General features: G+C 62.6%; 14 protein-coding genes. 6 read left to right on the plus strand and 8 right to left on the minus strand.

Going from position 1 to position 13,637, the window contains the following annotated elements; translation table 11 throughout:
* Positions 1 to 56 precede the first annotated feature (56 nt).
* The 6 genes from modC to PRJ_RS10930 all read right to left on the minus strand — a co-directional run bounded on the left by modC (position 57) and on the right by PRJ_RS10930 (position 4,288).
* Positions 57 to 1,148, minus strand: a complete 1,092-nt coding sequence (gene modC / locus PRJ_RS10910) for a molybdenum ABC transporter ATP-binding protein (protein ID WP_064492599.1) — start codon at positions 1,146 to 1,148, stop codon at positions 57 to 59.
* Position 1,149: 1 nt separating this feature from the next.
* Positions 1,150 to 1,830 (minus strand): molybdate ABC transporter permease subunit, encoded by a 681-nt coding sequence (modB, locus tag PRJ_RS10915; RefSeq protein WP_010954656.1) that lies wholly within the window; start codon positions 1,828 to 1,830, stop codon positions 1,150 to 1,152.
* Complete coding sequence (gene modA, locus PRJ_RS10920; protein ID WP_104961375.1) at positions 1,830 to 2,588, minus strand: molybdate ABC transporter substrate-binding protein; 759 nt, start codon at positions 2,586 to 2,588, stop codon at positions 1,830 to 1,832. Before modA ends, modB begins: the two co-directional genes overlap by 1 nt.
* An 82-nt stretch (positions 2,589 to 2,670) precedes the next feature.
* Complete coding sequence (locus tag PRJ_RS10925; RefSeq protein ID WP_104961376.1) at positions 2,671 to 3,756, minus strand: nitronate monooxygenase family protein; 1,086 nt, start codon at positions 3,754 to 3,756, stop codon at positions 2,671 to 2,673.
* A gap of 51 nt (positions 3,757 to 3,807) precedes the next feature.
* Positions 3,808 to 3,978: a hypothetical protein gene (locus PRJ_RS30055; RefSeq protein WP_012051910.1), complete on the minus strand. Its 171-nt coding sequence runs from the start codon at positions 3,976 to 3,978 to the stop codon at positions 3,808 to 3,810.
* A 7-nt stretch (positions 3,979 to 3,985) separates the two neighbouring features.
* Positions 3,986 to 4,288 carry a DUF1883 domain-containing protein gene (locus PRJ_RS10930; protein WP_003250918.1) on the minus strand — a complete coding sequence of 101 codons (303 nt, stop codon included), beginning with the start codon at positions 4,286 to 4,288 and terminating at the stop codon, positions 3,986 to 3,988.
* Between the two features lie 159 nt (positions 4,289 to 4,447).
* Between PRJ_RS10930 and PRJ_RS10935 the strand changes: the two genes are divergently transcribed.
* The 6 genes from PRJ_RS10935 (at position 4,448) to gorA (ending at position 10,894) form a co-directional block, all read left to right on the plus strand.
* A complete protein-coding gene (locus tag PRJ_RS10935) occupies positions 4,448 to 4,807 on the plus strand; it encodes a hypothetical protein (protein WP_019438771.1) in 360 nt (119 codons plus the stop codon).
* Between the two features lie 77 nt (positions 4,808 to 4,884).
* Positions 4,885 to 5,535 carry a cytochrome c gene (locus tag PRJ_RS10940; RefSeq protein ID WP_004576587.1) on the plus strand — a complete coding sequence of 217 codons (651 nt, stop codon included), beginning with the start codon at positions 4,885 to 4,887 and terminating at the stop codon, positions 5,533 to 5,535.
* The gene (locus PRJ_RS10945; RefSeq protein ID WP_104961377.1) at positions 5,532 to 6,446 is read left to right on the plus strand and encodes a c-type cytochrome; all 915 of its coding nucleotides are present in this window, start codon (positions 5,532 to 5,534) and stop codon (positions 6,444 to 6,446) included. The genes PRJ_RS10940 and PRJ_RS10945 overlap by 4 nt, the downstream gene beginning before the upstream one ends.
* Before the next feature lie 236 nt (positions 6,447 to 6,682).
* On the plus strand, positions 6,683 to 7,522 hold the full coding sequence (galU, locus tag PRJ_RS10950) for a UTP--glucose-1-phosphate uridylyltransferase GalU (protein WP_014590484.1): 840 nt from the start codon (positions 6,683 to 6,685) through the stop codon (positions 7,520 to 7,522).
* Between the two features lie 473 nt (positions 7,523 to 7,995).
* Positions 7,996 to 9,417: a group II intron reverse transcriptase/maturase gene (gene ltrA / locus PRJ_RS10960; RefSeq protein WP_104961379.1), complete on the plus strand. Its 1,422-nt coding sequence runs from the start codon at positions 7,996 to 7,998 to the stop codon at positions 9,415 to 9,417.
* Positions 9,418 to 9,538: 121 nt separating this feature from the next.
* Entirely contained in the window at positions 9,539 to 10,894 is a 1,356-nt protein-coding gene (gene gorA, locus PRJ_RS10965; protein WP_104961380.1) for a glutathione-disulfide reductase, read from the plus strand.
* 130 nt (positions 10,895 to 11,024) lie between these two features.
* On the opposite strand, the gene PRJ_RS10970 is transcribed toward gorA, so the two are convergent.
* Both PRJ_RS10970 and PRJ_RS10975 read right to left on the minus strand, forming a co-directional pair.
* On the minus strand, positions 11,025 to 12,332 hold the full coding sequence (locus tag PRJ_RS10970; RefSeq protein ID WP_104961381.1) for a substrate-binding domain-containing protein: 1,308 nt from the start codon (positions 12,330 to 12,332) through the stop codon (positions 11,025 to 11,027).
* A 155-nt stretch (positions 12,333 to 12,487) separates the two neighbouring features.
* Positions 12,488 to 13,636, minus strand: coding sequence for an ABC transporter ATP-binding protein (locus PRJ_RS10975; RefSeq protein WP_104961382.1), 1,149 nt, complete (start codon positions 13,634 to 13,636; stop codon positions 12,488 to 12,490).
* Position 13,637 lies beyond the last annotated feature (1 nt).

The raw sequence follows: 13,637 nt of genomic DNA on the forward strand, positions 1-13,637 counted from the left end.
GGCGGCGGGCCTCGATCAGGTCACTGATCAATGGACAATACGCGCGCTAAGGATGCTCAACCCAAAAGGGCCACCGACTTGATCTGGGCGAACAGTATCTGCCCCGTGTGCAAACCGAGCTGGTCTGCCGAGAAGCGGGTGATGCGTGCAAGCAGGGCATTGCCGCCAGCATCCAGGCTGACCAGCACATGCGCCGGGTTGGCTGCCGGGCAGCTCTCGCGCACACGCACCGGCAGGCGGTTGAGGATGCTCGATGCGCTGTCCGCCGCCAGTGCCAGGCTGACATCCCGGGCCTGCACCTTGACGCGCAGGGTGCTGCCCATCACCTGCGCCGCGTGGGTGATGCGCAGCAGCGGCCCGCTGCTGCCGGGCAGGCGCAGGTCCAGCAGGCCGTAATGCGGGTCGTGCCCAACCACCCTACCTTCGAACACGACGCCGGCGTCGTCGCCCTGGGCCAGCGACAGGTCAAGGCGAGCCAGGGTTTCGCCGATCGGGCCGCTGGCGATCGCCCGGCCTTGTTCCAGCAACACCAGGTGGTCGGCCAGCCGCGCGACTTCATCCTGGGCGTGGCTGACATATATCAGAGGGATGTCCAGTTCGTCGTGCAGGCGCTCCAGGAAGGGCAGTATCTCGCGCTTGCGCGGGCCGTCGAGGGCTGCCAGCGGCTCGTCCATCAACAACAGCCGCGGGCTGCTGAGCAGGGCGCGGGCAATACCCACCCGCTGCGCCTCGCCACCCGACAGGGTTGCCGGGCGGCGGTCCAGCAAGTGGCCGATACCCAGCAGTTGGCACGCCTGGTCGAGGCTGACCTTGCGTTCAGCGGGCGCTACCCGGCGCCAGCCGAACGTCAGGTTGCCGCGCACCGACAGGTGCGGGAACAGGCTGGCTTCCTGGAACACGTAGCCCACCGGGCGCAGGTGCGGTGCCTGGAAGTAGCCACGGGTGCTGTCTTCCCAGACTTCGCCGTTGACTTCGATATAGGCGCTGGCGGCCCGTTCCAGCCCGGCCAGGCAGCGCAGGCAGCTGGTCTTGCCGGAGCCAGAGTGGCCGAACAGCGCGCTGATGCCGCGCCCGGGCAGGTGCAGGTTGACGTCCAGGGTAAAGTCGTCGCGTGCCAGTTTCAGGTGCGCCACAATCGATGCGGTCATTTCAGCTCCAGCCAGCTTTGCCGCGGCGTCCAGCGTACAGCAGGAGCAGCACCAGGAAAGAGAACACCAGCATGGCCCCGGCCAGCCAGTGGGCTTGCGAATACTCCATGGCTTCGACGTGATCGAAAATCTGCACCGAAACCACGCGAGTCTTGTCGGGGATGTTGCCGCCGATCATCAGTACGACGCCAAACTCGCCCACCGTGTGGGCAAAGCCGAGGATGCTGGCAGTGACGAAGCCAGGGCGTGCCAGCGGCAGCACCACATGAACGAAAGTGTCCCATGGGCTGGCGCGCAGGGTAGCGGCGACTTCCAGGGGGCGCTGGCCGATCGCGCCAAAGGCATTCTGCAGGGGTTGCACCACGAACGGCATGGAGTACACCGTCGAGCCAATCACCAGGCCTGTGAAGCTGAACACCACACTGCCCAGGCCTAGCGCCTGGGTGGCCTGACCAAGCCAGCCGTGCGGGCCAAGGGCGATCAACAGGTAAAAGCCGATCACCGTCGGTGGCAGTACCAGCGGCAGTGCCACCACCGCACCCACCGGCCCGCGCAGCCAAGAGCGCGTGCGCGCGAGCCACCAGGCGACCGGTGTGCCGATGATCAGCAGGATCAGGGTGGTCAGGCTGGCCAGTTTTACGGTCAGCCAGATGGCGCCCAGGTCACTGGCATCGAGTGGCATCAGCGTTCATAACCATAAGATTTGATCACCGCTGCGGCTTTCGGGCCTTTGAGGTATTCGACCAGTGCCTTGGCGGCCGCATTGTCCTTGCCTTTGTTGAGGATGACGGCGTCCTGGCGGATCGGCTCGTGCAGGTTGGACGGCACGATCCATGCCGAGCCATGGGTTACCTTGCCGTCCTTGTAGATCTGCGACAGGGCGACAAAGCCCAGCTCGGCGTTGCCGGTGGAGACGAACTGGAAGGCCTGGGTGATGCTCTGGCCTTCGACGATCTTGCCTTTGGTGGCTTCGGTTAGCTTCAGCCTGTCCAGTACCTGGGTGGCGGCCAGGCCGTAAGGTGCCGCTTTCGGGTTGGCGATGGACAGGTGTTTGTATTCGTTCTTTTTCAGCACTTCACCCTTGGCATCTACGTAGCCTTCCTTCGCAGACCACAGGGCCAGGGTGCCGATGGCGTAGGTAAAGCGTGAGCCAGGTACGGTTTCCTTTTCTGCTTCCAGCTTCTTGGGGGTGGTGTCGTCAGCGGCGAGGAACACTTCGAACGGTGCACCGTTCTTGATCTGCGCGTAGAACTGCCCGGTGGCGCCGTAGGCCGCGATCAGTTTGTGGCCGGTGTCTTTTTCGAAGTCCTTGGCGATGGCCTGGATAGGGGCTGTGAAGTTGGCTGCGACCGCGACCTGGACTTCGTCGGCCCAGGCAGTGTTGAAGGCGAACAGGCTGGCCAGGGCAGTGACGGCCAACTGGGGCGAGCGGATACGCATGAAGACAGCTCCTTGAGGTTATCGTTATAGCCTTAACTATATAGCGATAAACCATTGGCCGTGAAGAGGCCATGCCTGCCTGTCAGAATGCCTGGTGACCGATCACTGCCAATGCCTTACCGGCAATCTCCCGGGTCAGTTCACCCGCCGGCATGTGCCGGCCCAGCCGTAACGCCTGCCCCGACCACAGATTGCTGAAATCACTATTACCCTGCGGATCGGTGATTGCCCGTAAAGGCATCAATGCCCCGCCCGCCAGCGGGAAGCGCGGTGCAAGCTCGCTCATCGGCCCCAGCTCGCGCATGAGGCGATTGTTGATGCCGCGCGCCGGGCGGCCGGTGAACAGGTTGGTCAGGGCGGTGTCGCTGGCAGGCGCGCTGTCCAGCGCCCGGCGATGCGCTGGCGACACCTTGGCCTCGGGGCAGAACAGGTAAGCCGTGCCGATCTGCACTGCCGAGGCACCCAGGGCCAGTGCCGCCACCAGCCCGCGGTGGTCGCCGATACCACCGGCAGCAATCACCGGCACGCCGACGGCATCGGCCACCTGCGGTACGAGCGCGAAGGTGCCTATCTGGCTGGTGATGTCCTCGCTGAGGAACATGCCGCGATGGCCACCGGCTTCGTAACCCATGGCGATGATCGCATCGCAGCCATGTCGCTCCAGCCAGACCGCTTCTTCCACAGTCGTGGCGCTGGACAATACCTTGGCACCGCTGGCCTTTACCCGCTGCAACAGTTCGGCCTGCGGCAGGCCGAAGTGGAAGCTCACCACCTCCGGGCGCAACGCTTCGACCAGCAGGCAGCTCTGCTCGTCGAAAGGCGCACGGTTTGACACCGGCGTGGGCGCCGTGAAATCGGCGCCCACTTCGCTGTAATAAGGCTCAAGTGCCTGCTTCCAGCGCGCATCGCGCTCGGCATCGGGCGCTGGCGGCTGGTGGCAGAAGAAGTTCAGGTTCAGCGGGCGCCCCGGGCAGCCGGCGCGGAATGCAGCGATCTCGGCGCGCACTTGTTCGCCGCTGAGCATGGCGCAGGGCAGGGCGCCCAAGCCACCTGCCTGGCCCACGGCAATGGCCATGGCCGAGCCGGTCGCCCCCGCCATGGGTGCCTGCAGAATGGGCAGCTCGATGCCCAGCAGGTCGAGGATACGGCGGTCGGGCCAATGGCTCATGCGATTCTCCTTGCGTGGGGCGAGCGCTGCGGCGGGGGCTTGCGGCGAGTCTTACAGGGCCTTGCTGACCTGGATGTCGCTGATTTTCTCGGCGTCTTCGCCGTGGATCTTGCGCAGGGCCTCGAGGGCTTGCTCTTGCGAGGCATCGGGCATCAGCGCGAAATCCCAGCGACGCTGGCCGTCGAGCTTGTATTTGATGACGTACTTGATGGTCTGGGTCATGGTGGCCTTATCTGAGTTTCGACGACGAGCGACGGATGATCTTGATCTTGTGGGTCAGCGTTGGCTTGCGGGTGACCGAGATCGGGCGAGTGGTGACGGTATCGATGGTGATGTTCCAGAAGCCGGTGCTGGGTACGGTGATCTTCGCCGGAAACTTCTCGAAATGGCCGCCGTGGTAGGTATGACGGCCGCCGTTCTTGAAGCTGCGGAAGTTGGCGTCGTTCATCAGGCGGATATTGCAGCGCTGGGAGCACTCGATGACGACAATATCGTCCTCGTTGAGGTGCTCGCGCTGGTGTACGAATTTCATGTGATGCTCCGCAAGGTTTGGATCTGCAAAAGCAAAAGATACCACGATGTGCCGTTACACTGCCGCGTTGATCGCCGGGCGTAGATAATTCTGCCAAAGCAGGGAGCAAAACCGCCTGGATGTGGTCGAAGCGAATTCTTGAAGGCAGAGGTGCAGCAAATGAAGTGGATGGTGGCGGCGTTGTCGGTGACGCTCGGTGGCTGCGTGAGCGTCGCGGAGCTGGAGCAATCGCGTGAAACGATGGATGTGATCTCTGGCAAGAGCCCACGCGCCTATGCCGACTGCGTAAAGGAGAAGCTTGCCGATACGCGTGACCCGCTGACCGAAGAGCAGCGTGGCGACGGCCTACGGCTGATCGTACCGCAGAAAATCACCTCAGGTGCCGGCCCGGCGGCGCTGGTGGATATCGACAAGCGCGGCAGCGGCAGCAGCATCAAACTGCACGAGCGGCTGAATAACTTCCCGCTGCGCCTTGGCGATGTGCGCACTGCCGCAACACAGTGCATCTCCGGAAGTTGATCTGAAGCAACGGGTCCTCCTTTCTCTGCTTATATGTTTTAAGCCTAAACATATAACAAAAGAAAAGGAGATTCGTGATGACACCGTTGAGACGCGTGATGATCGGCAGCTTGCTGATCCTGATCTGGCCCACGGCACATGCCGCTGAGGGACAGAAGGTCTTCACCCAGGGTGGGGCCAACCCCGCCGCCATGGCCTGCCTGGGTTGCCATGGCCCGGACGGCAATGGCATTGCGGCTGCCGGCTTTCCACGTTTGGCTGGGCTACCGGCCGGTTATCTTGCCAAGCAGTTGCAGGACTGGCGCAACGGCAGCCGCAAGCAGCCAGTGATGGAACCTTTGGCCAAGGCCCTGAGCGACGACGAAATCAAGGCCGTCAGTACCTACCTGGCCAGCCTGCCGGCAGCGCCCGCTGGCGACCTGCACCGCCAGCAGATTGCCGATGACCCGACTACCCGCATGGCCCTGTACGGCGACTGGAGCCGGCAGATTCCTGGTTGCGTGCAATGCCACGGGCCGGGTGGCGGCGGGGTGGGCGAACACTTCCCGCCCTTGGCCGGCCAGCCCGCCAGTTACCTGGTGGCACAGCTCAATGCCTGGCGCGACGGTAGCCGCAGCAATGACCCCAACCAGCTGATGGTCGGCGTGGCCAAGGCCATGACCGATGAGGAGATCAAGGCCGTTGCCGAGTTCTTCGCCCGCCCCGCCAGCCAGGAGGTCACGCCATGAAAACCCTGATTCCCGCCTTGTTGCTGCTGGCCGTGGGCAGCGCCCAGGCCACGCCGATCGCCATGGAAGACCAGTCGCAGTTGAAGGTTCCCGGTGTGCAGGCAGCACCGCAGTTCGTGCCGCCTGCTGAGCGTGAGTTGCCCGATAATGCCTTTGGCAAAATGGTGCGTGAAGGCCACGCCTTGTTCGTCGACACCCGCCGACTGATGCCCGAGGCGGTGGGCAACGGCATGAACTGCAGTAACTGCCACCTCGATCAGGGGCGGTTGGCGCACTCGGCGCCGCTGTGGGGGGCCTACCCGATGTACCCGGCCTATCGCAAGAAGAATGACAAGGTCAACACCTTCGCCGAGCGTATCCAAGGGTGTTTTCAGTTCAGCATGAACGGCAAGCCGCCGGCCGCTGACAGCCCGCAGATGACGGCATTGGCGGTGTATTCATACTGGCTGTCGACCAAGGCGCCGACCGGTATGGAGATTGCCGGACGTGGTTATCCGGAGGTGGCACAACCCAAAGGCGGTTATGACTTCAAGCGCGGCCAGCAGGTTTACCGTGAACAATGCGCGATTTGCCATGGCGATAACGGTGAAGGGCAAAAGGTCGCAGGCGAGTACGTAATGCCGCCGCTTTGGGGCAAGGACTCCTACAACTGGGGGGCCGGCATGCACCGCATCAATACCGCGGCGTCGTTCATCAAGTACAACATGCCGCTGGGCAAGCCGGGCTGCCTCAGCGATCAGCAGGCCTGGGATGTGGCGGCGTGGATCAACCGCCACGAGCGGCCACAGGACCCGCGGTTGGTAGAGGGATCCATCGAGAAGACGCGGGTGAAGTTTCATGCCAATGATGGGGTTAACCTGTATGGTCAGCAGGTTGATGGGGTGCTGATCGGACAAGGGACGGGTAGCTGAGGTAAGCCGGTGGCGGCCTCTTGGCGCGTGAGCCCGTCGGAGAGGCCGCCACCGGCACGCTGATTTCCCTGTCATCCAACGGTCATGTATGACAGCAATATTTACGATCCCCCGGAACTATCTACACTGGGATATCTCTATGATGGCAACGGTCGTTATCGGGGGCATTGTAAGGTGACTGCCGCCTGATTAGACTGCGCCGAATTCCACAGGCCTAGCCTTTTGTAAGGACGTATATGATCAAAAAATGCTTGTTCCCGGCAGCCGGCTACGGCACGCGCTTCTTGCCTGCTACCAAAGCCATGCCCAAGGAAATGCTGCCGGTGGTCAACAAGCCACTGATCCAGTATGGCGTTGAAGAAGCATTGGATGCGGGTCTGAACGAGATCTCCATCGTTACCGGGCGCGGCAAGCGCGCCCTGGAAGACCACTTCGACATCAGCTACGAGCTGGAAAACCAGATCAAAGGCACCGACAAGGAAAAATACCTGGTCGGTATTCGTCGTCTGCTCGACGAGTGCTCGTTCTCGTACACGCGCCAGACCGAAATGAAGGGCCTCGGCCACGCCATTCTCACTGGCCGCCCACTGATCGGCGACGAGCCGTTCGCGGTGGTGCTGGCGGACGACCTGTGCGTCAACCCGGAAGGTGACGGCGTACTGACTCAGATGGTCAAGCTGTACAAACAGTACCGCTGCTCGATCGTCGCCATCCAGGAAGTCGACCCGCAGGAAACCAACAAGTATGGTGTGATCGCCGGTGAGATGATCCGCGACGACATCTTCCGTGTGACCAACATGGTCGAAAAACCGGCCCCGGAAGACGCGCCTTCGAACCTGGCGATCATCGGCCGTTACATCCTGACCCCGGATATCTTCGACATCATCGCCAACACCAAGCCAGGCAAAGGCGGTGAAATCCAGATCACCGATGCCCTCCTGCAGCAGGCGAAGGATGGCTGCGTGATTGCCTATAAGTTCAAGGGCAAGCGTTTCGACTGCGGTGGCGCCGAAGGCTACATCGACGCGACCAACTTCTGCTTCGAGAACTACTACAAGACTGGCAAGGCTTACTGATAAGCCCTGCTGGCCTCAAAGCCATCCTTCGGGATGGCTTTTTTGTGTGCGCCAGGCATGGCGCGTTGCGCGTAAGCGCAACCCGCTTGGTTGTGGTGGCCAAGCGGGTGACTTGGAGGTGAAAGTCCTCTACACACCCGGCAAGGGGAAGTGTTAGCCGGAGGCAAGGGTGTCGCGGGTGACCGCGAATCTGAAGGAAGCCCGAGGCAAAATGCTGGCCTGACGAACAGGAAGCGGATAGAGGCGGCACAGCGGGGTGAGGTGGCCCAAATCGTCAAAGCCCAATACTTGCACGGGGCGCTGTGACGTAAATCCGACAGGCATAAGCAGGAAGGTCGCGCGAATTACCCTGGGAGATCTGCACGTTTGCCGATGTGCTACCGAGCGTCGAGAGGCGACGGGATGAACGTGCAGAAGTCAGCCGAAGCCGTAGTAAGTGGCGGATAACCGCGCCACCAAGGGCCGAACAGGTTATGCCGCTAGTAGGCGTCACTGTCTCATTGGTAGCCGTAATGCAGAAATTTCCTACAACGGAATCTGTCACTCCGAACCCCGGCCAGAAGCCGAGGGTGATGCCTGACAGTGCAAAGGTGCCGGCGGCGTCAGCGACGTGGACGAACGCGGAGCCGGACACGCTGATGGAGCGGGTGCTTGCACCGGCCAACCTCAGGCGTGCGTATCAACGCGTGGTTAGCAACAAGGGGGCTCCGGGTGCCGATGGCATGACGGTCGCTGACTTGGCGGGCTACGTGAAACAGTATTGGCCAACCCTCAAGGCCAGGTTGCTGGCCGGTGAATACCATCCCCAAGCAGTGCGAGCGGTTGAAATTCCCAAGCCGCAGGGCGGCACACGGCAACTGGGAATCCCCACCGTCGTGGATCGCCTGATCCAGCAAGCACTGCAGCAGCAGCTCACACCTATCTTCGACCCACTGTTCTCGGACTACAGCTATGGTTTTCGTCCGGGCAGAAGTACGCATCAAGCCATCGAGATGGCTCGTGCTCATGTGACAGCGGGACACCGCTGGTGCGTGGAACTCGATCTGGAGAAGTTTTTCGATCGGGTCAATCACGACATCCTCATGGCCTGCATCGAACGTCGGATCAAAGACAAGTGCGTACTCAGGCTTATCCGCCGCTACCTTGAAGCCGGGATCATGTCGGGCGGTGTCGTCAGCCCACGGCAGGAGGGGACGCCGCAAGGCGGCCCGCTTTCGCCGTTGCTGTCGAATATCCTTCTGGATGAGCTCGACCGCGAATTGGAACGGCGGGGTCATCGCTTTGTGCGCTATGCCGATGACGCGAACATTTATGTACGCAGCCCTCGGGCTGGCGAACGGGTACTGGCCAGTGTCGAACGCTTCCTGAATCAACGTTTGAAACTGACGGTGAATCAGAAGAAGAGTCGAGTCGCGAGAGCCTGGAAGTGTGACTACTTGGGCTATGGGATGAGCTGGCATCAGCAGCCAAGGCTGCGGGTGGCAACGACGAGCCTGGGTCGCCTGCGCGACCGGCTCGCAGAGCTGCTACGCGGTGCACGGGGTCGCAAGATGGCAAATACCATCGAGCGGATAAACCCTGTCCTGCAAGGCTGGGCGGGTTACTTCAAGCTTAGCCAGAGCAAACGGCCACTTGAGGAACTGGATGGCTGGATCAGGCACAAACTCCGCTGTGCCATCTGGCGCCAATGGAAGCAGCCCTCTACGAGGGCGCGCAACCTGATGCGTCTGGGCTTAAGCGAAGAGCGTGCCTGTAAATCGGTCTGTAACGGCCGAGGCCCGTGGTGGAACTCGGGGGCGCCACATATGAATCAGGCGCTGCCGAAGAAGCTATGGGATCGACTCGGACTGGTCTCGATACTGGATACGATCAACCGGCTTAGCCGCATAGCTTGAACCGCCGTGTACGGAACCGTACGCACGGTGGTGTGAGAGGACGGCGGGTGTGAGCCCGCCTCCTACTCGATTGCGGCGGCCAACGGCGGTATGCTGGACGCCTGCCTGGGAGAGTGAATACATGGCCTTCGATTTTGATCTGTTCGTGATTGGCGCCGGGTCCGGTGGTGTGCGCGCAGCGCGTTTTGCTGCCGGTTTTGGCGCAAAAGTGGCAGTGGCTGAAAGCCGCTACCTGGGGGGGACCTGCGTCAACGTCGGTTGTGTACCGAAAAAACTGCTGGTATACGGCGCGCACGTTGCCGATGAGCTGGAGCAGGCCGCAGGTTTCGGCTGGACGTTGGAAGAGGGGCATTTCGACTGGGGTACCCTGATTGCCAACAAGAATCGGGAAATCGAGCGCCTTAACGGCATCTACCGTAACCTGCTGGTCAACAGCGGGGTGACCCTGTTGCAGGGCCACGCGCGTCTGACGGGTGCCAACGAAGTGGAAGTGGACGGTCAGCGCTACACCGCCGAGCATATCCTCATCGCTACCGGTGGCTGGCCGCAGGTTCCGGACATCCCTGGCAAGGAACTGGCCATCACATCCAACGAAGCTTTCTACCTCAAGGACTTGCCGCGCCGCGTGCTGGTGGTGGGTGGGGGTTATATTGCCGTCGAATTCGCCGGCATCTTCCAGGGCCTGGGGGCCGACACCACACTGCTGTACCGTGGCGACCTGTTCCTGCGCGGCTTCGATGGCTCGGTGCGCACCCACCTGAAGGAAGAACTGGAAAAACGCGGCCTCGACCTGCAGTTCAACGCCGACATCCAGCGCATCGACAAGCTTGAAGATGGTCGCCTGAAAGCCACGCTCAAGGACGGCCGCGAGCTGGTAGCCGACTGTGTGTTCTATGCCACCGGCCGGCGCCCGATGCTGGACAATCTGGGCCTGGAGAACACCGGCGTCGAGCTGGATGAGCGCGGTTACATCCGGGTCGATGAGCAGTACCAGACCACCGCGCCCTCGATTCTCGCCATTGGCGATGTGATCGGCCGTGTGCAGTTGACCCCAGTGGCCTTGGCTGAAGGCATGGCCGTGGCGCGGCGCCTGTTCAAACCCGAGCAGTACCGCCCGGTGGATTACCAGAACATCCCCACTGCGGTGTTCAGCCAGCCACCCATCGGTACCGTAGGCTTGACCGAAGAGCAGGCGCTGGAGGCCGGGCACAAGGTGCAGGTATTCGAAAGCCGCTTCCGGGCCATGAAGCTGACCCTGACCGACATTCAGGAAAAGACCCTGATGAAGTTGGTGGTCGATGCCGAGACCGACAAGGTGCTGGGCTGCCACATGGTCGGGCCTGACGCTGGCGAAATCATTCAGGGCCTGGGCATTGCGCTTAAAGCCGGTGCCACCAAGCAGCAGTTCGACGAAACCATCGGCGTGCACCCGACGGCGGCTGAAGAGTTCGTGACCATGCGCACCGTCACCCGCTGATGACGCGGAGCCTGCTGTACAGCCTGTAGACGCAGCCTTGCGCTGCTACGAGGTCCTTGCTGACACCGGAATGTTTCTGTCATTCGGGCCTCGTTGCAGCACAAGGCTGCTTCAGGGGGGCAAGGCCGGGTCAATACACCCACACCTCGACCCGCCGGTTGCGCAGTCGGCCTTGCTCCAGTTCATTCCCGGCCACTGGCAGTTCATCGCCCATCCCTGTCACCTGCAACACCTCCACGCCACCGCGCGCCAGTTCGCGGCGCACCGCTTGCGCACGTAGGCGGGAGAGCAGGGCTGCGCGCCCTGGGGTTTCCTTGGGGTCGCCGAACCCCACCAGCACTGCCTTGCCCTGCAGCTTCCCGGCCTGGCGCAGGTACTCTGTCACCCGCTGTACGTCGCGCAGGGCCTTGTTATCCAGGCTGGCGCTTCCTTCCTGAAAGCGGAAGTTCACACTCAGCCGCTGCGCCTGCCGGGCCAGGGTACGATAGGGCGGTGGCATGTCGCTTTGGGGGGCGACAGACAGGGCCTTGATCTGCTGCGAAACGAAACCCTGCTGGGCGATGATCGCCTGGCCGGCCGGGCTCTGGGCAAAATCGACCAGGGCCTTGGCCTGGGGCTTGGGGTTGGCCGGCAGGTAAAAGTACAGGCGCCGTGAGAGCGGGTAGTCCTCGCTGGCCACCCGTGCGCGCTCCGGCAGCATGGCCGGCGCGTCGCCCTCGGCCACCGCCAGCACCTTGGCCCCGTGTACGGCGGCCAGGCTACTGAAACCGATGGCCTGGCGGTCGGTACCCACGCGTTCCGCCAGTTTGTCGCTGGACTCGAAGCGCCTGGCCTTGGCCGAAATTTCGGCGTGCTGAGGTTCCAGCACCAGTGCCTTGAAGGTCTCGAAAGTGCCGGAACGGTCGTCTCGGGCATACAGGTGAATGGCCCCGCCAGGTACGCCCAGTTGTTCCCAGCGCTGGATCTGCCCGGAGAAAATTTGCGCCAGTTGCCGGGTGTTCAGTTGGGGTATTGGGTTGTCGGGGTGGACGAAGACTGCGACGCCGTCGAGGCCGATCACGTGTTCGGCGCCAGCTGCGCGTAGGTCGCCCAGCGCCTGCAACTGGCGGACTTCACTGTCGTTGATCGGCCGCGAAGCAGCGGCCAGGTCCGCTTCGCCACGGCCCAGCGCGACAAAGCCGGTGCTCGAGCCGTGGGCGGCAATGTCGATGCGCAAGGGCTGGCCGTGCCCGTCGCGGGCGGTAATCACCCATTCATTGGCGACCTTGCCCGGCTGTTGTTCGATGGCGGTGGCCTGCTGTGCGCGCAATTGCCCCTGTACCAGCGCCGGCAGCAAGGCCGCGCCGATGGTGTTGGAGCCTTGCACGCGCAGGTGCAGGGGCTCAGCCAGGGTCGCGAGTGGTAGCAGGGTGAGCAGCAAGACAAGCAGGCGGAGCATGCCGGGTGACCTGTGGCATAGAGTTGGCCGGCAGATTACGACAGTGGCGTGATGATAATGTGACGGGGCGTACGCCTCCAATAGTGCAGCGCCTGCCAGATCGTGTGCCGCGCGGGCGGTGCTCGATCTGGCAGGCGCTGCAACGCACAAGAGCGTTAATGCGCCCCGGCCGACTTGCTCAGGTCGCTCTCGGCCCATTCGGTATAAATGCAAGCGTCTGCCACTGCCCAACGCACCTTCACGCTGTCGCCCGGCTGCATCGGCATGCCCGCCGCCGACAGTGCCTTCACGGTCAGCTCGGTACCCCCTGCAGTCACCACATGGCAGGTCTGGCTTTCACCCAGGAACAGCACTTCGCCAACCTTGGCAGTGACCTCGTTCCAACCCGCCGGCAGCGGTTCACGCATGGCCTGTTCGGCGCTCAGGGCCACGGCCTTTTCCGGGCGCACCATGATCAGTGCATCCTGCGAGGCGGCCAGCCCCGGGGTCAAGCGAATGGCCACTGGCTGGCCCTCGAAGCTGCCCGCGCCGTTGCTGCTGGCCTTGATCCGCAGGAAGTTGGAGTTGCCCAGGAACGATGCGACAAAGGCATTCGGTGGGTTCTGGTACAGGTCGTAACCGGTGCCCAGGCCGACGATCTTGCCGTGGCTGAAAATGGCGATGCGCTGGGACAGGCGCATGGCTTCTTCCTGGTCGTGGGTGACATAGACGATGGTGATGCCCAGGCGGCGATGCAACTGGCGCAGTTCGTCCTGCAGGTCTTCACGCAGCTTCTTGTCCAGCGCGCCGAGCGGCTCGTCCATCAGCAGGATACGCGGCTCGTACACCAGCGCCCGGGCGATCGCCACGCGCTGCTGCTGGCCGCCCGACATTTGCGAGGGTTTGCGGTGCGCGAACTGTTCCAGTTGCACCAGCTTGAGCATGGCGTCGACGCGCTTGGCGGTTTCGGCAGCGCCGAGTTTGCGAATGGCCAGTGGGAAGGCGATGTTGTCACGCACATTCAGGTGCGGGAACAGCGAGTACCGCTGGAACACCATGCCGATGTCACGCTTGTGCGGCGGCACGTTGACCAGCGACTGGCCGTCGACCAGTATCTCGCCGCTGCTCGGTGTTTCGAAGCCGGCCAGCATCGACAGGGTGGTGGACTTGCCCGACCCGCTGGAACCGAGGAAGGTAAGGAACTCGCCGTCCTGGATCTCCAGGTCGAGGTTGTCCACGGCGGTGAAGTCGCCGTAGTGCTTGTTCAGGCCGCGCAGGCTGACCAGGGCCTTGCCGTGCGCGTTGTCTTTGATCACTGCACTCATT

Source organism: Pseudomonas sp. XWY-1 (genome assembly GCF_002953115.1).
Classification (GTDB): Bacteria; Pseudomonadota; Gammaproteobacteria; order Pseudomonadales; family Pseudomonadaceae; genus Aquipseudomonas; species Aquipseudomonas alloputida.

Excerpts from the sequence above, each read along its gene's own strand:
- PRJ_RS10930 (WP_003250918.1), bottom strand. The coding sequence starts at position 4,288 with ATGAAATTCGTACACCAGCGCGAGCACCTCAACGAGGACGATATTGTC.
- gorA (WP_104961380.1), top strand. The coding sequence starts at position 9,539 with ATGGCCTTCGATTTTGATCTGTTCGTGATTGGCGCCGGGTCCGGTGGT.
- modB (WP_010954656.1), bottom strand. The coding sequence starts at position 1,830 with ATGCCACTCGATGCCAGTGACCTGGGCGCCATCTGGCTGACCGTAAAA.
- modC (WP_064492599.1), bottom strand. The coding sequence starts at position 1,148 with ATGACCGCATCGATTGTGGCGCACCTGAAACTGGCACGCGACGACTTT.
- PRJ_RS10940 (WP_004576587.1), top strand. The coding sequence starts at position 4,885 with ATGACACCGTTGAGACGCGTGATGATCGGCAGCTTGCTGATCCTGATC.
- PRJ_RS10925 (WP_104961376.1), bottom strand. The coding sequence starts at position 3,756 with ATGAGCCATTGGCCCGACCGCCGTATCCTCGACCTGCTGGGCATCGAG.
- PRJ_RS10975 (WP_104961382.1), bottom strand. The coding sequence starts at position 13,636 with ATGAGTGCAGTGATCAAAGACAACGCGCACGGCAAGGCCCTGGTCAGC.
- PRJ_RS10935 (WP_019438771.1), top strand. The coding sequence starts at position 4,448 with ATGAAGTGGATGGTGGCGGCGTTGTCGGTGACGCTCGGTGGCTGCGTG.
- modA (WP_104961375.1), bottom strand. The coding sequence starts at position 2,588 with ATGCGTATCCGCTCGCCCCAGTTGGCCGTCACTGCCCTGGCCAGCCTG.
- PRJ_RS10945 (WP_104961377.1), top strand. The coding sequence starts at position 5,532 with ATGAAAACCCTGATTCCCGCCTTGTTGCTGCTGGCCGTGGGCAGCGCC.
- PRJ_RS10970 (WP_104961381.1), bottom strand. The coding sequence starts at position 12,332 with ATGCTCCGCCTGCTTGTCTTGCTGCTCACCCTGCTACCACTCGCGACC.
- ltrA (WP_104961379.1), top strand. The coding sequence starts at position 7,996 with ATGCCGCTAGTAGGCGTCACTGTCTCATTGGTAGCCGTAATGCAGAAA.
- galU (WP_014590484.1), top strand. The coding sequence starts at position 6,683 with ATGATCAAAAAATGCTTGTTCCCGGCAGCCGGCTACGGCACGCGCTTC.
- PRJ_RS30055 (WP_012051910.1), bottom strand. The coding sequence starts at position 3,978 with ATGACCCAGACCATCAAGTACGTCATCAAATACAAGCTCGACGGCCAG.